Annotated in this window: 22 protein-coding genes; 15 read left to right on the top strand and 7 right to left on the bottom strand. The window is 65.2% G+C overall.

The features are described from left to right. The first annotated feature begins 15 nt into the window (after window positions 1-15). From H3H36_RS09390 to H3H36_RS09365, 6 genes are all read left to right on the top strand, one after another. Complete coding sequence (locus tag H3H36_RS09390; RefSeq protein WP_182216617.1) at window positions 16-3168, top strand: efflux RND transporter permease subunit; 3153 nt, start codon at window positions 16-18, stop codon at window positions 3166-3168. Beyond that, window positions 3161-4630, top strand: a complete 1470-nt coding sequence (locus H3H36_RS09385; RefSeq protein WP_182216615.1) for an efflux transporter outer membrane subunit — start codon at window positions 3161-3163, stop codon at window positions 4628-4630. Before H3H36_RS09390 ends, H3H36_RS09385 begins: the two co-directional genes overlap by 8 nt. Window positions 4631-4643: 13 nt before the next feature. Continuing rightward, window positions 4644-5717 (top strand): patatin-like phospholipase family protein, encoded by a 1074-nt coding sequence (locus H3H36_RS09380; protein WP_182216613.1) that lies wholly within the window; start codon window positions 4644-4646, stop codon window positions 5715-5717. A 158-nt stretch (window positions 5718-5875) separates the two neighbouring features. Then, window positions 5876-7618, top strand: coding sequence for a methyl-accepting chemotaxis protein (locus H3H36_RS09375; protein ID WP_182216611.1), 1743 nt, complete (start codon window positions 5876-5878; stop codon window positions 7616-7618). Window positions 7619-7714: 96 nt separating this feature from the next. After that, on the top strand, window positions 7715-8083 hold the full coding sequence (gene copC, locus H3H36_RS09370) for a copper homeostasis periplasmic binding protein CopC (RefSeq protein ID WP_182216609.1): 369 nt from the start codon (window positions 7715-7717) through the stop codon (window positions 8081-8083). Beyond that, entirely contained in the window at window positions 8084-8992 is a 909-nt protein-coding gene (locus tag H3H36_RS09365; RefSeq protein WP_182216607.1) for a CopD family protein, read from the top strand. An 11-nt stretch (window positions 8993-9003) separates the two neighbouring features. Here the strand turns inward: H3H36_RS09365 and hemW are convergent, their stop codons facing one another. The 3 genes from hemW to H3H36_RS09350 form a co-directional block, all read right to left on the bottom strand. Beyond that, window positions 9004-10251 carry a radical SAM family heme chaperone HemW gene (gene hemW, locus H3H36_RS09360; RefSeq protein WP_182216605.1) on the bottom strand — a complete coding sequence of 416 codons (1248 nt, stop codon included), beginning with the start codon at window positions 10249-10251 and terminating at the stop codon, window positions 9004-9006. After that, complete coding sequence (gene rdgB / locus H3H36_RS09355; RefSeq protein ID WP_182216603.1) at window positions 10248-10832, bottom strand: RdgB/HAM1 family non-canonical purine NTP pyrophosphatase; 585 nt, start codon at window positions 10830-10832, stop codon at window positions 10248-10250. The genes hemW and rdgB overlap by 4 nt, the downstream gene beginning before the upstream one ends. 121 nt (window positions 10833-10953) lie before the next feature. Continuing rightward, complete coding sequence (locus H3H36_RS09350; RefSeq protein ID WP_182216601.1) at window positions 10954-11967, bottom strand: NADP-dependent oxidoreductase; 1014 nt, start codon at window positions 11965-11967, stop codon at window positions 10954-10956. Between the two features lie 108 nt (window positions 11968-12075). On the opposite strand from H3H36_RS09350, the gene H3H36_RS09345 reads away from it, so the two are divergent. Beyond that, window positions 12076-13044 (top strand): LysR family transcriptional regulator, encoded by a 969-nt coding sequence (locus H3H36_RS09345; RefSeq protein ID WP_182216599.1) that lies wholly within the window; start codon window positions 12076-12078, stop codon window positions 13042-13044. Here H3H36_RS09345 and rph read toward each other — a convergent pair. The 3 genes from rph to H3H36_RS09330 are packed head-to-tail and all read right to left on the bottom strand — an operon-like array spanning window position 13007 to window position 15799. Beyond that, window positions 13007-13741 carry a ribonuclease PH gene (gene rph / locus H3H36_RS09340; RefSeq protein ID WP_182216597.1) on the bottom strand — a complete coding sequence of 245 codons (735 nt, stop codon included), beginning with the start codon at window positions 13739-13741 and terminating at the stop codon, window positions 13007-13009. The two genes, H3H36_RS09345 and rph, sit on opposite strands and share 38 nt — an antisense overlap. Before the next feature lie 8 nt (window positions 13742-13749). Then, entirely contained in the window at window positions 13750-14727 is a 978-nt protein-coding gene (locus H3H36_RS09335; RefSeq protein ID WP_182216595.1) for a PP2C family protein-serine/threonine phosphatase, read from the bottom strand. Between the two features lie 49 nt (window positions 14728-14776). Then, complete coding sequence (locus H3H36_RS09330) at window positions 14777-15799, bottom strand: serine/threonine protein kinase (RefSeq protein ID WP_182216593.1); 1023 nt, start codon at window positions 15797-15799, stop codon at window positions 14777-14779. Between the two features lie 88 nt (window positions 15800-15887). Here H3H36_RS09330 and H3H36_RS09325 point away from each other — a divergent pair, with 88 nt between their 5' ends. From H3H36_RS09325 to H3H36_RS09290, 8 genes are all read left to right on the top strand, one after another. After that, complete coding sequence (locus tag H3H36_RS09325; RefSeq protein ID WP_182166579.1) at window positions 15888-16778, top strand: YicC/YloC family endoribonuclease; 891 nt, start codon at window positions 15888-15890, stop codon at window positions 16776-16778. Window positions 16779-16921: 143 nt separating this feature from the next. Continuing rightward, the gene (locus tag H3H36_RS09320) at window positions 16922-17491 is read left to right on the top strand and encodes a class I SAM-dependent methyltransferase (RefSeq protein WP_182216591.1); all 570 of its coding nucleotides are present in this window, start codon (window positions 16922-16924) and stop codon (window positions 17489-17491) included. A gap of 68 nt (window positions 17492-17559) precedes the next feature. Continuing rightward, window positions 17560-17976 (top strand): hypothetical protein, encoded by a 417-nt coding sequence (locus tag H3H36_RS09315; RefSeq protein WP_182216588.1) that lies wholly within the window; start codon window positions 17560-17562, stop codon window positions 17974-17976. 160 nt (window positions 17977-18136) lie between these two features. Next, complete coding sequence (locus H3H36_RS09310) at window positions 18137-18418, top strand: type II toxin-antitoxin system RelE/ParE family toxin (protein WP_182216586.1); 282 nt, start codon at window positions 18137-18139, stop codon at window positions 18416-18418. 13 nt (window positions 18419-18431) lie between these two features. Then, the gene (locus tag H3H36_RS09305; RefSeq protein WP_182216584.1) at window positions 18432-18773 is read left to right on the top strand and encodes a HigA family addiction module antitoxin; all 342 of its coding nucleotides are present in this window, start codon (window positions 18432-18434) and stop codon (window positions 18771-18773) included. A gap of 83 nt (window positions 18774-18856) precedes the next feature. Continuing rightward, window positions 18857-19495, top strand: a complete 639-nt coding sequence (gene gmk / locus H3H36_RS09300) for a guanylate kinase (RefSeq protein ID WP_182216581.1) — start codon at window positions 18857-18859, stop codon at window positions 19493-19495. A gap of 24 nt (window positions 19496-19519) precedes the next feature. Next, the gene (rpoZ, locus tag H3H36_RS09295) at window positions 19520-19723 is read left to right on the top strand and encodes a DNA-directed RNA polymerase subunit omega (RefSeq protein ID WP_056443456.1); all 204 of its coding nucleotides are present in this window, start codon (window positions 19520-19522) and stop codon (window positions 19721-19723) included. Window positions 19724-19827: 104 nt separating this feature from the next. Then, window positions 19828-22122, top strand: coding sequence for a RelA/SpoT family protein (locus H3H36_RS09290; RefSeq protein ID WP_182216579.1), 2295 nt, complete (start codon window positions 19828-19830; stop codon window positions 22120-22122). 60 nt (window positions 22123-22182) lie between these two features. On the opposite strand, the gene greB is transcribed toward H3H36_RS09290, so the two are convergent. Next, complete coding sequence (greB, locus tag H3H36_RS09285; RefSeq protein WP_182216576.1) at window positions 22183-22749, bottom strand: transcription elongation factor GreB; 567 nt, start codon at window positions 22747-22749, stop codon at window positions 22183-22185. Window positions 22750-22785 lie beyond the last annotated feature (36 nt).

The raw sequence follows: 22785 nt of genomic DNA, 5'->3' as shown, positions 1-22785 counted from the left end.
GCGCGGGGAGCACAGATGCCTAAGTTCTTCATCGATCGCCCCGTTTTCGCGTGGGTGATCGCGCTGTTCATCCTGCTGGGCGGCGCGCTGGCCATCACCAAGCTGCCGGTGGCCCAGTATCCGACCATCGCCCCGCCGTCCATCGTCATCACGGCCAACTACCCCGGCGCCACGGCGCAGGTGCTGGACGACGCCGTCACCAGCGTGATCGAGCAGGAAATGAACGGCGCCGACGGCTTGCAGTACGTCGAGTCCCAGAGCGAAGCCAACGGCGCCGTCACCATCACCGTCACCTTCCAGCCGGGCACCAATCCGGACCTGGCGGCGGTGGACGTGCAGAACCGCATCAAGCGGGTCGAGTCGCGCCTGCCGGCCGCCGTCACCCAGCAGGGCGTGCAGGTCAACAAGGCGCGCTCCAACATCCTGATGTTCGTCGGCCTGTCCTCCACCGACGGCAAGCTCGATCCGACCGCGCTGGGCGACTACCTGGCCCGCAACGTCGTCAACGAGATCAAGCGCATTCCCGGCGTGGGCCAGGCCCAGTTGTTCGGCACCGAGCGCGCCATGCGCATCTGGATCGACCCGGCCAAGCTGGTGGGCCTGAAGATGACCATGGCCGACGTGACGGCCGCCATCAAGGCCCAGAACGCGCAGGTGGCCTCCGGCACGCTGGGCGACTTGCCCAGCCCCGCGCGGCAGACGTATTCGGCCCCCATCGTCGTCACCGGCCAGTTGTCCTCGACGGACGAATTCGGCCGCATCGTCCTGCGCGCCAATCCCAACGGCTCGCTGGTGCGGTTGTCGGACGTGGCCCGCATCGAGATGGGCGGCGCCAGCTACAGCATCAACGCGCGCCTGAACGGCGCGCCGTTCTCCGCCATCGGCGTGCAGCTGTCCCTGTCCGGTAACGCGCTGCAAACGGCGACGGCCGTGCGCAACAAGATGGACCAGCTGGCCAAATACTTCCCACCCGGCGTGAAGTACACGGTGCCTTATGACACCTCGCTGTTCGTCAAGATCTCCATCGAGGAAGTGGTGAAGACCCTGCTGGAAGCGGTGATACTGGTGTTCCTCGTGATGTATCTGTTCCTGCAAAACATACGCTACACGCTGATCCCCACCATCGTCGTGCCGGTGGCGTTGATGGGCACCTTCGCCACCATGCAGGTGTTCGGCTTCTCGATCAACGTGCTCACCATGTTCGGCATGGTGCTGGCGATCGGTATCCTGGTGGACGACGCCATCGTCGTGGTGGAGAACGTCGAGCGCATCATGAGCGAGGAAGGCCTGTCGCCGCGCGACGCCACCCGCAAGGCCATGAGCCAGATCACCGGCGCCATCATCGGCATCACGCTGGTGCTGATCGCCGTGTTCATCCCGATGGCCTTCTTCGGCGGCGCCGTGGGCGCCATCTACCGCCAGTTCTCGCTGTCGATGGTGTCGGCCATGGTGTTCTCGGCGCTGATGGCGCTGTCGCTCACGCCAGCCCTGTGCGCCACCATCCTGCAGCCGGTGGAAGCGGGCCATCACCACGAAAAGCGCGGCTTCTTCGGCTGGTTCAACCGCCGCTTCGCCGTCACCGCCACCGGCTACCAGGGCATGATCGCGAAAATCCTGACGCGCACCGGCCGCTATCTCGTGATCTTCGCGCTGATCCTGGGCGTGGTGGGCTGGCTGTACGCGCGCCTGCCTTCGTCGTTCCTGCCCAATGAGGACCAGGGCTATCTGATCACCAACGTACAGCTGCCGGCCGGCGCCTCCACCAGCCGCACGGCCGCCGTGCTGGCCAAGGTGGACGCCTACTTCCGCCAGCAGCCCGGCGTGGCGCGCACCATCGCGGTGGCCGGCTTCAGCTTCTCGGGCAATGGCCAGAACGCCGGTTTGGTGTTCGTGCCGCTCAAGGACTGGAGCGAACGGGGGCCCGACCAGTCGGCCACCGCCATCGCGCAACGCGCGTTCGGCGCCCTGTCCGGCATTTCGGACGCCATCGTGTTCCCGCTCAGCCCTCCGCCCATCCGCGAACTCGGTAACGCCACCGGCATCACGGCACGCCTGCAGGACCGCAGCGGCCAGGGCCACGCCGCCCTGCTGGCCGCCCGCAACCAGTTGCTGGAACTGGCCGGCAAGAGCAAGGTGCTGAAAGGCGTGCGCCCCGAAGGCCTGGAAGACGCGCCGCAACTGCAACTGGACATCGACCGCGAAAAAGCCAACGCGCTGGGCGTGGCCTTCGCCGACATCAACAGCATGTTGTCGATCTCGCTCGGCTCGTCCTACGTGAACGACTTCGCCAGCGCCGGCCGCCAGCAGCGCGTGATCGTGCAGGCCGACGCGCCGCAGCGCCTGCAGCCGGAAGACCTGATGAAGCTCAACGTGCGCAGCGCCAGCGGCGCCATGGTGCCGTTCGCCTCGTTCGCCCGCTCGCACTGGATCAACGGTCCCGTGCAACTGGTGCGCTACAACGGCTACCCCGCCATCAAGCTGACCGGCGACGCGGCCCCTGGCCGCTCCACCGGCGAAGCCATGGCCGAACTGGAACGGCTGGCCGAACAACTGCCGCCCGGCTTTGGCATCGAGTGGACCGGCCAGTCGCTGGAAGAAAAGACCTCCGGCTCGCAGGCCCCTGCCCTGTTCGCGCTGTCGCTGCTGGCGGCCTTCCTGGTGCTGGCCGCGCTGTATGAAAGCGAATCGATCCCGGTCGCCGTGCTGCTGGTGGTGCCGCTGGGCGTGCTGGGCGCGCTGTTGGGCGCCACCTTGCGCGGCCTGCCCAACGACGTCTACTTCAAGGTCGGCCTGATCGCCATCATCGGCCTGTCGGCCAAGAACGCGATCCTGATCATCGAGTTCGCCAAGGACTTGCAGGCGCAAGGCAAGGGCCTGATCGAATCGACGCTGGAAGCGGTGCACCTGCGCTTCCGCCCCATCATCATGACCTCGCTGGCCTTCATCCTCGGGGTGCTGCCGCTGGTGGTGGCCAGCGGCGCCGGTTCGGCCAGCCAGCGCGCCATCGGCACCGGCGTGATGGGCGGCATGATCACGGCCACCGTGCTGGCCGTGTTCCTGGTGCCCGTGTTCTTCGTCGTGATCCGCCGCATATTCAAGGGCAGCGAACGCCAGCGCCGCCTGGCCGCACATGAACTGGACCTGCCTGTGGAGAAAAAACATGACTAAGCCCGGCCACACCCTGTTGACCGCGCTGATGGCGGCCGGCCTGTTGTCGGCCTGCTCGCTGGCGCCCACCTTGCAGACCCCGGCCGCGCCGGTGGCCGCCACCTGGCCCGAAGCGTCGGCCGCCGACAGCGCCGCCAATGGCAAAGCCGCCGCCGACACGGGCTGGCGCGACTACTTCGCGGATGTCCGCCTTCAGCAGCTGATCGCCACCGCGCTGGAACACAACCGCGACCTGCGTACGGCCGCGCTGCGCATGGAGGAAGCGCGGGCCCAGTACGACATCCAGTCCGCCGACCGGCTGCCCAACGTGAACGCCAGCGTGGCCGACACGCGCGCCAAGACGCCCGCCTTCCTCACCTCCAGTGGCCATAGCACCATCGGCAAGCGCTACGACGCGGGCCTGTCCATGCCGGCCTTCGAGCTGGACTTCTTCGGCCGCGTGAAAAGCCTGAACGACGCGGCGCTGGCGGCCTACCTGGCCACGGACGAAGCGCGCCAGGCGGCGCAAATCGGCCTGGTGGCCGACGTGGCCAAGGCCTATTACACGGAGCGTGCCTACGCCGAGCAGTACGCGCTGGCCCAGCAAAGCTTCGAGACCCGCCAGCGTACCTACGACCTGACGCGCCAGCGCGCCAACGTGGGCGCCTCGTCGCTGCTCGATTTGCGCACCAACGAAACGCTGATGGAGACGGCCCGCGCGGCCGCGCTCACCCTGGCGCGCCAGCGCGCGCAGGCGGAGAACGCGCTGACGCTGCTGGTGGGCCAACCGCCCGCCCCGGCACCAGCCGCTACGCCGGCCAATGCTGCCGGCAATGCCGGCGCCGGCGGCAGTGCCAGCGGCAGCGCCCTGGCCAGCGACGCCCAGATCGACGCCATGAGCGCCCTGCCGGCCGGCCTGCCATCTGACCTGCTCACGCGCCGCCCCGACATCCGCGCCGCCGAGCAGCGCCTCAAGTCCGCCAACGCCAACATCGGCGCCGCGCGGGCCGCCTTCTTCCCGCGCGTGAGCCTGACGGCGGCCGTGGGCAGCAGCAGCCCCACGCTGGGCGGCCTGTTCGGCAGCGGTTCCGGCAGCTGGTCGTTCGCGCCGCAACTGGTACTGCCCATCTTCGACGCGGGCCGCAACCGCGCCAACCTGAACTTGAGCGAAGTACGCAAGAACCTGGCGGTGGCCGACTACGAGAAGACCATCCAGGTCGCCTTCCGCGAAGTGGCCGACGCGCTGGCCGCGCGCAGCTACCTGGGCGACCAGGTGACGGCGCAGCGCGCCATCCAGGACGCCCAGGCCGACCGCCTGCGGTTGCTGGAACTGCGCTTCGCCAACGGCGTGGCCAGTTCGCTCGACGTGCTCGACGCCCAGCGCGAACTGTTCGCCAGCCAGCAGTCGCTGGTGCAGGCGCGCCTGCTGCGTACCACCAGCGCCATCGACCTGTACCGGGCGCTGGGCGGCGGCTTGAAGTGAGTGTAAAGACCGCATGACGTCACCGATCACCATCCGCCTGGGCCGGCGCGCGCGCGAGCGCATCGCCGCCGATGGCCTGCGGCCGGAAGACGTGGCCATCATCCCCGCCGCGGCCGGCGGCCCCAAGGGCCTGATCCTGAACGGCATCGACTGCTGGCTGTTCGGTTCCTGGCTGCCGCAGGCCCCGCGCCAGCGCGCGCTGGTGGGCGCCTCGATCGGCGCCTGGCGCATGGCCGCCGCCGCGTTCCACGATCCCGTGGCCGCGCAGCGCCGGCTGGCCCGCCTGTACGCGGCGCAGCGCTACCCGGCCAAGGTGGATGCGGCCTACGTCAGCCGCACCTGCCGCGCGCTGCTCGATGAAGTGCTGGACGGGCGCGGCGCCGAAGTGCTGAGCCACCCCGGCCACCGGCTGGCCGTGCTCACCGTGCGCGGCACGGGGCCGCTGGCGGCAACGGGCGGGGTACGCTGGCGCGAAATGGCCGGCTTCCTGCGCGCCGCCGCCAGCAACGCGCTCTCGCGCAATCGTCTGGCCGCATCCATGGAACGTGTGGTGTTTCACGACGGGCGCGACGAGGCGCACTGGTTGCGCCAGCCCTTCGACGCCTTCGCGGGCCACTTCGTCGGCCTGTCCGACGCCAACCTGCGCGACGCGCTGCTGGCCTCCGGTTCCATTCCGCTGGTGCTGCAAGCCGTGTCGGGCATCGCCGGCGCGCCGGACGGCAACTACTGGGACGGCGGCCTGATCGACTACCACCTGCACCTGCCCTACCAGCGCGATCCCGGCCTGGTGCTGTACCCGCACTTCGCCGACCACATCGTGCCCGGCTGGCTCGATAAATCCATGCCGTGGCGCCGCGCGCGCGACGCCGCGCTGGACAACGTGATCCTGGTCTCGCCCTCCCCCGACTTCGTGGCCAGCCTCCCCAACGGCAAACTGCCGGACCGGCGCGACTTCAAGTTCTACGGCCAGGACCACGCGGCCCGCACGCGGGACTGGAGCCGTGCCATCGCCGAAAGCGAACGCATGGCCGAGGCGCTGGCGCGCTGGAGCGAACGGCCCGACTTGCGGCAGGCGCTGGCATTCTGAGGACGGCCCCGCTGTCCTTTCGCAATGAAATATTGTTTCAAAAAAGCAACAAACACGACCGAAAATTTCATGCCGGAAGGCGACGCTTGAGCGCATACTAACAGCGCCGCCGCCCCCAAAATCCCCCGTGGCTGGCCGGCTTTTCAGGGAGATTCGCCATGAAATTCCTGTCCCACCTGCGTATCCGCACCCGCCTCTCGATCGGCTTCGCAGCCGTGTTGTTGATGTCCGTGTTCGCCACCTCGGTCGCGCTGGTGGACGCCCGCGCCAACGCCGAGGCGACCAAGCTGATGATGGCCAAGCCGCTGGCCAAGGAACGCATCGTGTCGGACTGGTATGTGCTGATCTACTCGGCCATCGCCCGCACGGCGCTGATCGCCCGCAGCACGGACGAGACCTTGTCCGTCACCTTCGCCGACGTGATCGCCGACAGCGTCAAGCAGGGCAGCGCGCTGCTGGCCAGCATCAAGGAACTGCTCGTTACACCGGAAGAAAAGGCCTTGTACGACCAGGCCATCTCGCTGCGCAACGCCTACCAGTCATCGAAGAACGCCGTGATGGCGGCCCGCAAGAAAGGCGACGCGGCCGAAGCGGAGCGCCTGTACCAGCAAGTGTTCACGCCGGCCGCCACAGCCTACCAGAACAAGGTCAAGGCGCTGCTGGCCTACCAGCGCAAGGCCATAGACGACACGGCGCTGGCGATCGAGGCGGCCAACGACCGGGGCACGCTGCTGCAAACGATATTGTCGGTGCTGCTGATCGTGGTCGGCAGCCTGGCCGCGTGGGTGATCTCGCGCAGCATCACGGCGCCGCTGCAATCGGCGGTGAGCGTGGCCAGCACCGTCGCCACGGGCGACCTGACCACCAAATTTGAGGCCGAAACCTCACGCGACGAAATCGGCGACTTGATGAAAGCCCTGCACGGCATGAACGACGCGCTGCGCCACGTGGTCAGCCAGGTGCAGCAAGGCACCCACACCATCGCCACCGCCTCGACCCAGATCGCGGCCGGCAACCAGGACCTGTCCTCGCGCACGGAGCAGCAAGCCGGCTCGCTGGAGGAGACGGCGTCCTCGATGGAGGAACTGACCTCCACCGTGCGCCAGAACGCCGAGAACGCGCGCCAGGCCAACGTGCTGGCGAAGGCGGCGTCGGACGTGGCGGAAAGAGGCGGCGCCATCGTCGGCCAGGTGGTCGACACCATGGGGTCCATCGACGCGTCGGCCAAGAAGATCGTGGACATCATCGGCGTGATCGACGGCATCGCCTTCCAGACCAACATCCTGGCCCTGAACGCGGCCGTGGAAGCGGCGCGCGCCGGCGAACAGGGACGCGGCTTCGCCGTGGTGGCGACGGAAGTGCGCAACCTGGCCCAGCGCAGCGCCGGCGCGGCCAAGGAAATCAAGGCCCTGATCAACGACTCGGTGGAACAGGTGGACCAGGGCGCGCGCCTGGTGCAGCAGGCCGGCAGCACCATGCAGGAAGTGGTGGCCAGCGTCAAGCGCGTGACCGGCATCATGGCCGAGATCACCTCGGCCAGCAGCGAGCAAAGCGCGGGCATCGACCAGGTCAACACGGCCATCACGCAGATGGACAACGTGACCCAGCAGAACGCGGCGCTGGTGGAACAAGCGGCAGCAGCGGCGGCCAGCATGCAGGAGCAGGCGGCGCGGCTGGCCGAAGTGGCCGCCTCATTCAAGCTGGGCAACGAAGCCATGCTGGCGCCGCCGGCGCACGCCCCCGCCGTGAAGGTGGCGGCGCAAAAAGCACCGGCAGCCCCGGCGCGCGTCGCGGCAGCGGCGCCCCGGCGCCTGGCCACCGTGCCTGCGCCCGCCCCGGCCAAGGCCAGCGCGCGCAAAGCGGCCACCGTCGGCGGCGACCAGGACTGGGAAGAATTCTGAGCCCTACTCTGGCCATTGAAAATTTCTTGACCTTCCGCCGGTGGTAAGGTGTAGTGTCGCGCACACCGATTCACACCATGCAGAAGGAAGCCGAGAATGAAAGCACTACGCACCGTCATGGTCATCGCCGCCATGGCTGCCGCCACGCTGGCCAGTCCGTACGCGGCCGCGCACGCGAGCCTGAAGAGTTCCAACCCGGCGGCTGGCGCCACCGTCGACGCCGCGCCGAACGAAGTGGCGCTCACGTTTAGCGAAAAGGTCGAACCTGCCTTCAGCAGCATCACCGTAACTGACGGCCAGGGCAAAACTGTCGCGACCGACAAGGCCAAACCCGATACGGCCAACCCGGCCATCCTGCGGCTAACAGTGCCAGCGCTGGCTTCGGGCACCTACACGGTCAACTGGGCGGTGGCCGGCCACGATGGCCACCGCCGCAAGGGCGATTTCAAATTCACGGTGAAGTGAGTGGATGCGGTCTCGCTGCTGCAGCTCGCTTCAACGTTCCTGCTCAATGCCAGCTTCGCCTGGCTGCTTGGCGCCTGGTGCGCGCGCCGCTGGATGCGCGCCGACGGCGCCAGCCGGCGTGACTTCGAGCCCGCGCTGCGCCGGCTGGACAGGATGGCCGCAGGATTGGGCGTTGTCAGCGGTGCGGTGGGTCTGCTGGCCGCCACCGCGATCATGGGCGACGTCGGCCTGCGCGAAGCGTGCCCGATGTTCTGGCAGATGTTGACCGGCACGGACTATGGCCGCGCCGGCTGCGTCACCATCGCGGCGATGGTGGCGCTGCTGGTGCTTCGGTGGACTGGCAGGACTGGCCTGAGCCGCCGTACCGGCGACGTCGGCGTCCTGCTGGCGTTGGGCTTATTTGCACTGACGCGCGCATCGATGGGGCACGCCGGCGAGGAAGGCTATTGGTCCGTGGCGTTGGCGGCGGAAGCCATCCACTATGCGGCCATCGGCGTCTGGCTGGGCGTGGTGCTGCTCTCGGCGTGGTTCTCGCTCGATGATGCGCGCTGCAGCGCCGGCGAAATCGGCGCGCAAGACACCTACCTGTGCCGCATGTCGCACGCGGCCATGGCCGCGGTGATGGCCATCGTCGTCACGGGCGTGTACAGCGCCTGGCGCCGGGTGGGGACGCCGGATCACCTGCTGCACACAGGGTACGGCGCGATCCTGCTGGCCAAAATGGCGCTGGTACTGGCCGCCATCGCACTGGGCGGCTACAACAAGGTGATCGGGCTGCCCGCCGCCAGCCGGTCGCACCGAGGACTAGTGCGGGTTCGCGCCGTGCTGCGGCTGGAAAGCGTGGTCTTGCTGGCAACCTTGCTGGCCGCGTCGATACTGGTATCGCTGCAGCCGCCAGCCGCGCAGTGACCCCGGCAGACTCACGCCCGCAGGAACATCTCCTGCAAATCGTTCAGGAAGCGCTGCCCCAGTTCCGTCGGGCGAATCACCAGGTGGTCGCGGTACAGCAAGCCCTTGGCCTCGGCCGCGTTGAGCGTCTTGTCGATCGCGTTCAGGCTCATGCCGGTGCGCTCGGCGAACAGGTTGGGCGGGAAGCCGCCGTGCAGCCGCAACGTGTTGAGCATGAATTCGAAACCCATGTCCTCGCGCGCGATCTCGAATTCCTCCTGCACCGGGGTGCCGTTACGCACCTGCTCCATGTAGCTTTTCGGCTGCTTGTAGCGGGCCTGGCGCAGCACCCGATGGGGGAACGACAGCTTGGAGTGGGCGCCCGCGCCGATGCCCAGGTAGTCGCCGAACTCCCAGTAGTTCAGGTTGTGGCGCGCCTGCCGGCCCGGCTGGGCGTAGGCCGACACTTCGTACTGGCCGTAGCCGTTGGCCGCCGTCAGCTCCGCGATCATGTCCTGCATATCGGCGCTGGCGTCGTCGTCGGGCAGCGTGGGCGGGTACTTGGCGAACACCGTGTTGGGCTCCATCGTCAGATGGTACAGCGACAGGTGCGGCGGCTTGAACGACATGGCCGTCTCCACATCCAGCCGCGCCTGCGCCAGCGTCTGCGACGGCAGCGCGTACATCAGGTCGAGGTTGAAGTTGTCGAAATTGGCCTGCGCGATTTCCACCGCGCGGCGCGCCTCGTCGCCATCATGGATGCGGCCCAGCGCCTTCAAGTGGCCCGCGTCGAAGCTCTGGATACCGATCGACAGGCGGTTGATGCCGCTGGCGCGATAGGAGCGGAACTTCTCGGCCTCGAACGTGCCGGGGTTGGCCTCCATCGTGATTTCCGCATCGCCATCCAGAGGCAGCAGCGTACGCAGGTCCGACAGCAGCCGGTCCAGCCCCGCCGCCGACAGCAGGCTGGGCGTGCCGCCGCCGATGAAAACGGTATAAATCTTTCTGCCCCAGATCAGCGGCAGCGCCATTTCCAGGTCGGCGCGCAGCGCGTCCAGGTATTCCTGTTCCGGGAAATCGCCGCCCTTGGCCTCGTGCGAGTTGAAGTCGCAATACGGGCACTTGCGCACGCACCACGGGAAGTGCACGTACAGCGACAGCGGCGGCAGCGCCTGCAGGTTCAGGGCGCCCGGCTGCAGGTACTTGACGGCGGCGCCGGCCGCATCGGACGTGGCCATGGCTGGCTTGGCGGGCGCGCCCGCGACTTTGATCGGGATCATCGCAGCTTTTCGACCAGTGCACGCAGCGCCTGGCCACGGTGGGACAGCGCGTTCTTCTCGTCCGACGTCAGTTCGGCCGCGCATTTGCCCAGCGACGCGATGTAGAAGTGGGGATCGTAGCCAAAGCCGCCATGGCCGCGCGGCTCGGCGATCATTTCGCCGTTCCAGCGGCCTTCCGCGATCACGGGCTGCGGATCGTCGGCATGGCGCACGTAGACCAGCACGCAATAGTAATAGGCCGACTTGTCGGCATGCTGCGCCAGGTCGGCGATCAGCTTGGCGCTGTTGGCGGCGTCGGACTTGGGCTCGCCCGCGTAGCGCGCCGAGTACACGCCCGGCGCGCCGCCCAGCGCGTTCACGCACACGCCGGAGTCGTCGGCCAGCGCCGGCAAGCCGGTCAGGCGCGCTGCATGGCGCGCCTTTTCCAGCGCGTTCTCGACGAAGGTGATGTGCGGTTCCTCCGCTTCGGGCACGTTGTATTCGCCCTGCGCGTGCACGGAGAAACCGACGGTGGACAGCAGTTCGTTAAATTCCTTGAGCTTGCCCGCATTGTTGGAGGCAAGGATGAGACGTTGGGTCATGTGTAATCTGGCTAGAGTGGCAATGCGCCCCGCACGCGGGGCTGGAAGTGCCGCCATTGTAAACCCAAACGCCAACGACGACGCCGGCCTCGCCAGCCGGCGTCATGGCCACGGGCCAAGGTCAGCCGCGCGCCACCTGCAGCACCAGCTTGCCGTTGTTACTGCCGTCAAACAGCTTCTGGAACGTTTCGGGGAAGGTATCCAGGCCCTGCACCACGTCCTCGCGGGTTTTCAGCTTGCCTTCCCTGATCCAGCCGCCCATGGCGACGATGGCCTCCATCGCGCGTGGATAGTAGTCCGCCACCATCACACCCTTCATCGTGGCGCGCTTGACCAGCAATTGCAGGTAGTTGGCCGGGCCGCGCACGGGCGTGGTGTTGTTGTACTGCGAGATGGCGCCGCAGATCACGATGCGCGCGTTGAGCGCCAGCCGGTTCAGCACCGCGTCCAGGATCTCGCCGCCCACGTTATCGAAATACACGTCCACGCCCTGCGGGCAGTGCTCGCGCAGCGCCTGCGCCACGTTTTCGTTCTTGTAGTCGATGGCCGCGTCGAAACCCAGCACGTCGACCAGGTAGCGGCACTTGTCCGCGCCGCCGGCGATGCCGACCACGCGCGCGCCCTTGATCTTGGCGATCTGCCCCACCACGGCGCCCACCGCGCCAGCCGCGCCGGAGACCACCACCGTTTCGCCGGCCTTGGGCTGGCCCACATCGAGCAGGCCGAAATAAGCGGTCAGGCCTGGCATGCCCAGCGCGCCCAGGTACAGCGGCAGCGGCGCCAGCTTGGGATCGACCTTGGTCAGGCCCTGGCCGCGCGAGACGGCATATTCCTGCACACCCAGCAGGCCGTTGACGTAATCGCCGGCCGCGAAGCCCGCATGGCGCGACTCGACCACCTGGCCCACGGCGATGGCGCGCATCACTTCACCAATCGCCACCGGCGGGATATACGAATCCTCGCTGGCGTTCATCCAGCCACGCATGGCCGGATCGAGCGAGATGTATTCCAGCTTGATCAGCAGTTCGCCCTCGGCCAGCGCCGGCACGGGCACGGCGGCGTACTCGAAATCGCTGCGCTGGACGGCGCCCAGGGGACGGCGGGCCAGCAGGAATTGGTGATTGGTGGTGGACATGGTGGTCTGCGCTCGCGAAAAGGTGGATAAAGGCGGGTAACGAACAGCAGTATAGGACGTGGCGAGATGCTTGATTAGTCATCAATTAAGCATTACATTGTTGCCCATATGGCGACAATCCCCTCCACACCGTTGCACGCTCCCGCCCTCCATTCGCAGCGGCTGGCCATTTTCGCCGCCATCGTGCGGGCCGGCAGCATCAGCGCGGCCGCGACCCAGCTTGGCTGCGGCAAGTCCGTCGTGTCGCGCCAGCTGGCGCGGCTGGAACTGGAACTGGGCGCGCGCCTGATCCAGCGCTCCACCCGGCGCCTGGCGCTGACGGAGATCGGCGCGCTGGTGCTGCAACAGGCGCAGCAGATCGAACAGGCGCTGGAACGCATCGCTGACATCACCGACCAGTACCAGCAGCAGGTGCGCGGCCTGCTGCGCGTGTCGTGCTCGATCGCCGGGCGCCGTCCGCTGGTGCCGCTGCTGGCCGAATTCGCGGCCCTGTATCCGCAAGTGAAGGTGTCGCTGCAACTGGAAGACCGGCTGGTGGACCTGATCGAGGACCAGATCGACGTGGCCATCCGCACCTCCAACCTGGTCGATTCCACGCTGGTGGCGCGCAAGCTGGCCGATAACGTGACGGTCATGGTGGCAGCCCCCGCCTACCTGGCGCGCGCCGGCACGCCGGCCACGCCGCAGGATCTGCGCGGGCACGCCTGCCTGGTCTACACCAACGGTGGCAAGGTCTACGACGAGTGGACGTTTATCGGCGACGAAGGGCCGTATGTGGTGAGGGTCGATGGCCCATTGCAGGTCAACGATGGCGGCTCGCTGGTGACGGCCGCCGCGGCCGGCGCCGGCATCCTGCGCATCCCGCAGGTGCTGGCGCGCGAGGAGCTGGCGCGCGGCGAACTGGTGCCGGTGCTGGCCGATTACCGGGTGCCGCCGGCGCCGGCCAGCTACGCCGTCTATCCGGCGCGCGATTTTCTGGCGCTGAAGACGGTCGCCTTTGTCGACTTCCTCCAGCGGAGGATGGGTGGCGCGGGTGGCGTCAGTCCGCCAGGCCCAGCGCCTGCTTCTGCATCCTGATCAGGTCCGCGATGCCGCCCTGGGCCAGGTCCAGCAGGCGGTTCATGCAGGCGCGGTCGAACGCCGCGCCTTCGGCCGTGCCCTGCACTTCGATGAAGTGGCCGGCGTCCGTCATCACCACGTTCATGTCGGTATCGCAGCCCGAGTCTTCCACGTAATCCAGGTCCAGCACCGGCACGCCCTGGTACACGCCCACCGAGATGGCGGCGACAAAATGTTTGAGGGGGATGGCCGGCACGGCGCCGCGCGCCACCAGCTTGGAGAACGCGTCGTAGGCGGCCACCATGGCGCCCGTGATGGACGCGGTGCGGGTGCCGCCGTCGGCCTGGATCACGTCGCAGTCGAGGTGCAGCGTGCGCTCGCCGATCGCTTCCAGGTCGAACGCGGCGCGCAGCGAGCGGCCGATCAGGCGCTGGATTTCCTGGGTGCGGCCGGACTGCTTGCCGCGCGCCGCTTCGCGGTCCATGCGGGTGTGGGTGGAACGGGGCAGCATGCCATATTCGGCCGTCATCCAGCCCTGCCCTTTGCCTTTCAGGAAGCCGGGCACCTTTTCCTCGATGCTGGCGGTGCAGATCACCTTGGTGTCGCCGCATTCGATCAGCACCGAACCCTCGGCATGCTTGGTGTAGTCGCGGGTCAGGCGCAGGGGGCGCAGCGCATCGACAGCGCGGCCGCTGGGGCGGGATACAAAAGTCATCAAGATTCCTATTTCAATATTTGGGAGGATTTTTCGATCGCACCGCGGATTTCCGCGATGGCGCGTTCGATTTCGTCGTCGTTGAAGGCGTCCACTTCCGGCGCCGGTTCAGCTGCGGCGTCGGCTGGGGCCTTGTCTGGCGCACCGCCATGGATGGTGGTGCTGTGCAGGTCTTCCGGCAGCGCCTCGGTCGAGATCACGGTGGACATGTCGGGCGCCGTCACGCTGGCGATGCCGTCGGTGACGCCGCCACCTTGCCACATGATGGCCAGCGCCGTCACATTGTCGCTGCCGGCACCGGCCTTGGCCAGCGCCGTGCTGACCAGGTCAGGGACGGCACGCACCACCGTCTGCGTGGTCAGCCGGCGCGCCATGTCTTCGTCCGGCAGCATAGACCACAAACCGTCGGAGCACAACAGCAGCTGGTCGCCCGGCAGCAGGCTGGCGCGGCCCGATATCTCGATGCGCGGCACCACGCCCGCCCCCAGGCAGTTATACAGCTTGTTGCGGTCTGGATGGGTGGCGCGCGCCGATGGCGGCACCACGCCGCGTGCGATCAGGCTTTCCACGTGCGAGTGGTCGCGCGTGCGCGCCAGCACGTGGCCGCTGCGCAGCCAGTACAACCGCGAGTCGCCCACATGGGCCCAGATGGCCGTGTTGTGCTGGACCAGGCATACCACCACCGTGGTGCGCGGCGTGTCCGGCAGGTTGTTGGCGGCGCTGTAGCGGTGGATCTCGTGGTGCGCCGCCATGCAGGCCAGCTCCAGGAAGCGCTCCGGCTTTTTCACGTAGGGCGTAGCCTGCTGCTGGAACATGGTGGAAATCGTCTGCAGCGCGATGGTGGCCGCCACTTCGCCGCGCAAATGCCCCCCCATGCCGTCGGCCAGCACCAGCAGCAGCGCGTCGCGGGTGAAGCTGTAGCCCATGCGGTCCTGGTTGACCTTGCGGCCGCCGATGTGGCTTTCCTGATAGACGGAGAATTGCATGGTGAGGCCCTGAGTAGGTTGATGCGTAGGTTGATGCCGTCGTTAGACGCTAATGCTGCGTGTCGGGTCCCGCCTTGGCGCCGGCCTTGTCCTTGCCGCGTCCGATGCCGCCCAGTCGGCCCACCAGGCCGCGCAAGCCGCCGCCCAGCTTTTCCAGCGTGCCCTGGGGCGCCGGCGCGGGCGCTTCCGGGGCCGGCGCCTGCAGCACCTTCTGCAGCGCGAACAGGCTTTGCGGCCGGGCCAGCGGGTCGAGCTCCAGGCACCAGCGCACCAGCTTGATCAGCTCCTCCGAATACAGCCCATCGAGCTTCTGGAAATGCGCCTCCATTTTATCCTCAGTCTTGCGCTGGTCGGCCGGTTGTGGCGGCGAACCCACCATACAGGCGAACATCGAGGCGCCGATGCTGTACACGTCCGTCCACGGCCCCAGCGCCGCATTGCGCGTGTACAGTTCGGGCGGCGCGAAGCCGGGCGTGTACATGGGCGTGAGCTTGGGCAGGTCGGTGTTGACGGTCTGGCGCGCCGCGCCGAAGTCGAGCAGCATGGGCGTGCCGTCCGTGCGCAGGTAGATGTTGGCCGGCTTGAGGTCCAGGTGCAGCAGCTTGTTGGCGTGCACCTCGCGCAAGCCGCGCAACACCTGGGTGAAGATCTGGCGGATGAACGCCTCGTTGGGCCGGCTGCCCTTGGCTTTGAGACGCGCGATATGTTCCTGCAGCGAGTGGCCGGATTCGTAGGCCATCACCATGTACACCGTGTCGTTGGCGCGGAAGAAATTGAGCACGCTCACCACGTTGGGGTGGGCGATGCGGGCCAGCGCCCGCCCCTCCTCGAAAAAGCACTTGAGGCCGATGCGAAACACGGGCAGGTTGGCCTTGGAAATGGCGGGCACCAGTTCACCTGGCTGGCGTAACGCCAGCGAACTGGGCAGATATTCCTTGATCGCCACCGCATTTCCATCCGGATCGTAGGCCAGATAAACAATACTGAACCCACCGGACGCAATTTTCTTTACAATGCGATATCCAGCAATTTCCAGGCCATCTGGTAACGGGGCGTTGTTTTGTGCAGCCATAAGTTTCCTCGCCTCAACAACCGGATTGTGTGGATAATTCACTGATTTGTAAAGATTAAACCGGGGACATCCTTTGAGCATTTCCAGCATGACAGGCTACGCGGTTGCCACCAGCGAGAGCGCGGCGGGAACCTTGACGATCGAAATCAAGAGCGTGAATTCGCGTTTTCTTGACCTACAGTTTCGAATAAACGACGATTTGCGCGCCCTCGAACCGGACTTGCGCGCCGCCATCATGGCCGCCATCACCCGGGGCAAGGTGGAGATTCGTCTGAGTTTCGGACGCAAGGCGGCCACCACCGGCAGCACGGCGCTGAACATGGCGCTGCTCGGTGAATTGCAACGTTTGCAACTCGAAGTGGGCAAGCATTTCGTCAACGCGCCGGCCATGACTGTGGCGGAATTGCTGCGCTGGCCAGGCGTGATCGAGGAAGCCCAGATCGGCCAGGAATCGCTGCAAGCGGACGTGGCCGCGCTCACGGCCCGCACCGTGGCCGCCTTCGTCACCAGCCGCCAGCGCGAAGGCGCGGCGCTGGAAGCCATGCTGACGGCCCGCATCGACGCCATGGAAGCCATCGTCAAGCGCATCACCCCGTTGATCCCGCAAGTGGTGGCCGCGTTCCAGCAGAAAGCCGTGGAACGCATGCAGGACGCGCTGGGCCTGGCCTGCCAGGGCTCGAATTCGTCGCTGTCGCGCCAGGACGCCTTGGAGCGCATCCGCCAGGAAGTGATCCTGTACGGCATCCGCATCGACGTGGCCGAGGAACTGGGCCGCCTGTCGGCCCACCTGACGGAAACCCGCCACATCCTGAAAAAAGGCGGCCAGGTCGGCAAGCGCCTGGACTTCATGATGCAGGAACTGAACCGCGAAGCGAACACGCTGGGCGCCAAGGCTTCCGTCAAGGAACTGGCCGACGCGTCGATGGAACTGAAGCTGCTGATCGAGCAGATGCGTGAGCAGGTGCAGAACCTGGAGTAAGCGCAAGGACAGGGCGTCCCCCGGCGCCCTGCCGCGTTCTTCCTGTCCTCAATTGTCACGTTACGGCATTCGATACCGTACTACCTGACGTCGGGCCGCTGTCCGCCTCCGCACTTTCTTCTTGCGTAACCTAAGTTGATTTGGTGACATTGCGACCTTTGCACGGCCATCGGCCCATAGGCGTTCGCCGCAAAACTATTGTCGCTATTGGTCTTGCTCAAAATATCGTTATCTGGCATGTTGGCTTTTTTAGAATATTGGCACAACATCCGTTCATGCTGGCCCCATTGATGATTCAGCTCGAAGTTCTCGAGGAAAGCGTTTCGTGGCCATTCACAATTCCTCCTGGCCGGAGCAATCACGACGGAGTGCCGTCGAATGTAACCAAACTTAGCGTCAACGCAAAACCTTGGCATTTAATCGGATGGAAGGACAGTAGCTCAAATTCGATTGGTATCGCCCGTAATCATCAAGCGATTTCGATCAACACGGAAAACCTAGACGGCCTATCAATTTGTTTTATGCGCAAAGCGAAGGGCGCAGGCTTCGTGTCATTTGAAGCGACGATTCTGGGGAATCGAAACAAGGTTGTCTTCTTCGAGGTCGATCATTTTAATGAGGATGCTTTGCTCTGGCTTCAAAGCAAAGCCAATAAATTGGAAACCTTGTTTGGCGTCCAAATTGCCGTCAATGACTATGGCTTTGATTACTAGCAAGTAGCCCGACATTGCGGTCAACCGGACAGCTTCCACGCCAGCCTGAACTGAAAGTAGCCCCACTCATGACAGCACTCGACTGGTTTAACAGCGCACTTTCAATTACTGGACGCCTTCTCGGATACATCAGTGCCAGGGGAGAACTCCAGCGTCTTCGAGGCATTCGCAAAGTTCCCAAGCTCATTAAGGAGAAGGCTTTCTATGAAAGACTTCGGGCTTCACCACCCGCCCAGCAAGCGTACCTATTGGAATCGGTGCTTATCATTTTGGCAATAATCGGAGCCGGTACGATGTGTGCCGCCTTGGTTTCTTTGCCGCCATCCAACTTCGCAAAATACGAGCCCCTTCGAAACTGGGCTGTCGGTGGGACGACTTATCTTTTCTCTTTATACCATCTGGGTAAGTACTGGAACGTCACCAAGCGATACGAGAAAACAATGAACCGCTTAAATGCAGAAATCACGCATTATCGTCAAGACTAGCCCTTCCATCTTGCAGTTATGTAGCAGTTACCCAACGTCAAGCTTTACTTGGTCACTGCTCATGTCCAATATCGGCGTCTCATACATGCGCGGTGAATTGCTAGTAGGAGGCGCTAGCACTAACGATTGCCAATAGTATCGATCAGCAGTACTATCAACCATGCCCATTGTTTCCTTCGCATGCGCTGAAACGAAGAGCTTGTTCCATGGCTGCCGCATCCAGCGCTTCGTCAAATTCGAAGCCGTCGCAATGCGCAAACTTGCCATGTTGAACCGTGCCGCCGTGCTCGATGATCTGCGCATACCACCTGGCAACAGGCTAGAGGCACTCAAGGGCAATCGCAAAGGCCAACACAGCATTCGCATCAATGATCAGTTCCGCATTTGTTTTTGTTGGACCCCAGCTGGTCCGGCCAACGTAGAAATCGTCGATTATCACTAATTGAGCTAGCATCATGCGCAGCGTCCCCTACCCTCACCCCGGCGAAATCCTCCTCGAAGAGTTTCTGAAGCCCATGGGCATCACCCAGTACCGACTGGCCAAGGAAATCGCGGTGCCACAGCGCCGCATCGGGGAAATTGTGGCCGGCTCGCGCGGCATCACGGCCGATACCGGCTTGCGCCTGTCCCGTTTCTTCGGGATGTCGGATGGGTTTTGGATCGGGTTACAAATGGACTACGAGGCTGCCATGGCGAAAGACCGCCTTGCCGAGACCTTGGCCAACATCCGGCCGTGGACCAGCAATCCTGCCCAGGGCCAACACCGCGCCGCAGCGGACGAGCCCTGTGCAAACTGACTGCCACCCTGCCGAAGTAGCGGTCAACCATTGCTTTTGGTAAAATGCGCCTTTGGGCGACGCCCACGTTTGGAAAGATCAACATGAGCCAACCTACCGCCTTCTCCGGCAGCCTGTTCATGGTAGTGGCGCCGTCGGGCGCCGGCAAATCGACCCTGGTCAACGCGCTGCTGGCGCAGGAACCGGCCATCAAGCTGTCGATTTCCACCACCACCCGCGCCCCCCGTCCGGGCGAAACCCACGGCAAGGAATACTATTTCACCAACGCGGAAGACTTCGTGGCCCGCGCCCAGGCTGGCGAATTCCTCGAATGGGCGGAAGTGCATGGTAATTACTACGGCACCTCGCGCATCATGGTCGAGCAGCAAATGCAGACCGGCACCGACATCCTGCTCGAGATCGACTGGCAGGGCGCCCGTCAGGTGAAAAAGCAGTTCCCGCAGGCGGCCGGCATCTTCATCCTGCCGCCGTCGATCGACGCGCTCGAGGAACGCCTGAACAAGCGCGCCACCGACGCGCCCCACGTGATCACGCGGCGCCTGCTGGCGGCCGGCGGCGAAATCGCCCACGCGCCGGAGTTCGAGTATGTTATTATCAACCAAGACTTTTCGGTCGCCCTGTCGGAGCTGAGCGCGATCGTCCGAGCGGCCCGTTGCCGGTTTGCGCAACAAGCGGCCCGCAACGCATCGCTCTTCGCCCAACTGGGCATCCACGCAGAATAATTACACCCGCTTTTAGGAGTTAAGATGGCCCGCATCACGATTGAAGATTGCCTCAAGAATATCCCCAACCGCTTCCAGCTGACCCTGGCCGCCACCTACCGCGCGCGCCAGCTGCTGCAAGGCCACACGCCTAAAGTGGAAGCCAAGGACAAGCCGACCGTGGTCGCCCTGCGCGAAATCGCGGCCGGCAAAGTCGGTCTGGAAATGCTGAAAAAGGTTCCGATGTAAGTGGCACCCGCGTTCCCGCAAAGTGATGATGGTCAGGACCTGGGCAGTTCTGCAATAATGCAGCTGGCGTGTTGACCATTTCACTGCGACGGAACGCGAACAAGATGAACCTGACTCCTGCCGATACCCTCACTTCCGGCACCCGCGCCAAGACCCCGCCCACGGCGGCTGGCGCCAGCACCGTCACACCTGCAGCAAACCCCGCCCCAGTTTCGCCCACGCCCATGTCGCCCCCATTAGCCGCCCCCGTTGTCACCGCCGGCGTGGCCTCCGTCACCCACCTGACGGAAAAACTGGCCGAATACATGAGCCCGGCCGACCTGAAAAAAGTCAAGGAAGCCTACCGCTTCTCGGATGAGATGCACCTGGGCCAGGTGCGCAAGTCGGGCGAACCGTACATCTCGCACCCGATCGCCGTGGCCGAGATCTGCGCCGACTGGAAGCTGGACGCGCAAGCGATCATGGCCGCGCTGCTGCACGACGTGATGGAAGACCAGGACGTCAAGAAGGAAGAACTGATCGAGCGCTTCGGCGCGCCCGTGGCCAGCCTGGTGGATGGCCTGTCCAAGCTGGAAAAGATCGAGTTCCAGAGCCAGATCGAAGCGCAGGCGGAAAACTTCCGCAAGATGCTGCTGGCCATGGCCTCGGACGTGCGCGTGATCCTCATCAAGCTGGCTGACCGCCTGCACAACATGCGCACGCTGGACGTGATGGCGCCGGCCAAGAAGGCCCGCATCGCCGGCGAGACCATGGAAGTGTACGTGCCCATCGCGCACCGGTTGGGCCTGAACAACATCTACCGCGAACTGCAGGACCTGTCGTTCTGCCATCTATACCCGCTGCGCTACCGCACGCTGTCCAAGGCCGTCAAGGCGGCCCGCGGCAACCGGCGCGAAGTGGTCAAGAAGATCCTGGAAGCGGTCAAGAGCACGCTGGCCATGGCCAACATCCATGCCGAAGTGTATGGCCGCGAAAAGACACTGTATGGCATCTACAAGAAGATGCGCAGCAAGCACCTGTCGTTCTCGCAGGTGCTGGACGTGTACGGCTTCCGCGTGGTGGTCGACAGCTTCCCCAACTGCTACGTGGCACTCGGTACGCTGCACTCGCTGTACAAGCCCATGCCGGGCAAGTTCAAGGATTACATCGCGATCCGCAAGCTCAACGGCTACCAGTCGCTGCACACGACGCTGATCGGCCCTTACGGCACGCCCGTCGAATTCCAGATCCGCACCCAGGAAATGCACCGCACGGCCGAATCGGGCGTGGCGGCGCACTGGCTGTACAAGAATGGCGACTCCAACCTGTCGGACCTGCAGCAGCGCACCCATGCGTGGCTGCAATCGCTGCTCGACATCCAGCAGCAGACGGGCGACTCGGCCGAATTCCTGGAACACGTGAAGGTCGACCTGTTCCCCGATTCCGTCTACGTGTTCACGCCCAAGTCCAAGATCATCGCGCTGCCGCGCGGCGCCACGGCGATCGACTTCGCGTATTCGATCCACACCGGCATCGGCGACCACACGGTGTCGGTCACCATCAACAACGAGCCGGCCTCGCTGCGCACGGAATTGCGCAATGGCGACATCGTCGAGATCGTCACGGACAACAACTCGCGGCCCAGCCCCACGTGGCTGTCGTTCGTGCGCACCGGCAAGGCGCGCTCGGCCATCCGCCACCACCTGCGCACCATCAACCTGCCCGAATCGATCACGCTGGGCAAGCAGTTGCTGGCCCAGGCCCTGACCACGCTGGGCATCGACCCGTCGATGGAAGACCAGCTGGTGGAACGGCTGCTCAACGAATCGAGCGCCAAGTCACTGGACGAGTTGTATGCCGACATCGGCATCGGCAAGCGCATGGCGGCGTTGGTGGCGCGCCACATCTTCGGCCTCAAGGGGGGCGAATCGGCCAGCGCGCCGATCGACCACAACAGCGCGACCGAGCTGGACCCCGTCACCATCTGTGGCAGCGAAGGCGTGTCCGTGCAACTGGCCCAGTGCTGCCTGCCGATCCCCGGCGACGCCATCATCGGCCAGCTGCGGCGCGACCAGGGCTTGCTGGTGCACACCAGCGACTGCACGCTGGCCAAGCGCCAGAAAGGCAAGGAGCCGGACCGCTGGATCGCCGTCAAGTGGGGCAGCGAGCTGAACCGGCGTTTCGATTGCCGCATCAAGCTCTTGATCAACAACGAAAAAGGCATCCTGGCGCGGGTGGCGGCCGAGATCGGCGAATCGGACGCCAACATCACCTACGTGGGCATGGACGAGGACAAGGAACACATCCTGCACCAGCTGCGCTTCACGATCCAGGTCAAGGACCGCGTGCACCTGGCCGGCCTGCTGCGCAACGTGCGCCGCGTGGCCGGCGTCAACCGCATCCTGCGCGAGCGCAGCTGATAAATCGGGGACGGACTCCGGTTTTCCCACAAGGGAAAACCGGAGTCCGTCCCCGATTTTTCAGCCTGCGTCGGGCGCCGGATAATGCACTTCCAGGATTTCCAGCTCCTCCAGCCCGTGCGGCGCCTGGAAGCTGACCACGTCGCCCACCCGCGCCTTGGTCAGCGCGCGCGCCACCGGGGCCACCCAGCTGATCTTGCCCTTGAGCGGGTCCAGTTCGTCGATGCCGACGATGGTGATGGTGCGCTCCTCGCCCGTCTGGTTGCAATACGTGACGGTGGCGCCGAAGAACACCTGGTCGCTGCCATGGTGCACGCTGGGATCGACCACGGCCGCCAGGTCCATGCGCTTGGTCAGGAAGCGGATGCGGCGGTCGATCTCGCGCAGCCGCCGCTTGCCGTAGATGTAGTCGCCATTTTCGGAACGGTCGCCGTTGGAGGCGGCCCAGTGCACGATGCGCACCACTTCCGGGCGCTCGACATCGATCAGCTGCAGCAGCTCATCCTTGATGCGCTGGTAGCCGGCCGGCGTGATGTAGTTCTTCGACCCGGGCGGGATGGCCAGCGCCAGCGCGGCCGCTTCCTCATCGTCGTCGTGGTCGGATTCTTTGACAAAGGCTTTGTTCATGGCGTCTATTGTAGCGGCTCGCCGGCGCCCTGCGCA

It is taken from the genome of Rugamonas fusca, from assembly GCF_014042365.1.
GTDB lineage: Bacteria > Pseudomonadota > Gammaproteobacteria > Burkholderiales > Burkholderiaceae_D > Rugamonas > Rugamonas fusca.
The sequence above is the reverse complement of the archived record's forward strand: the minus strand, read 5'-3'. Positions and strand labels throughout refer to the sequence as shown.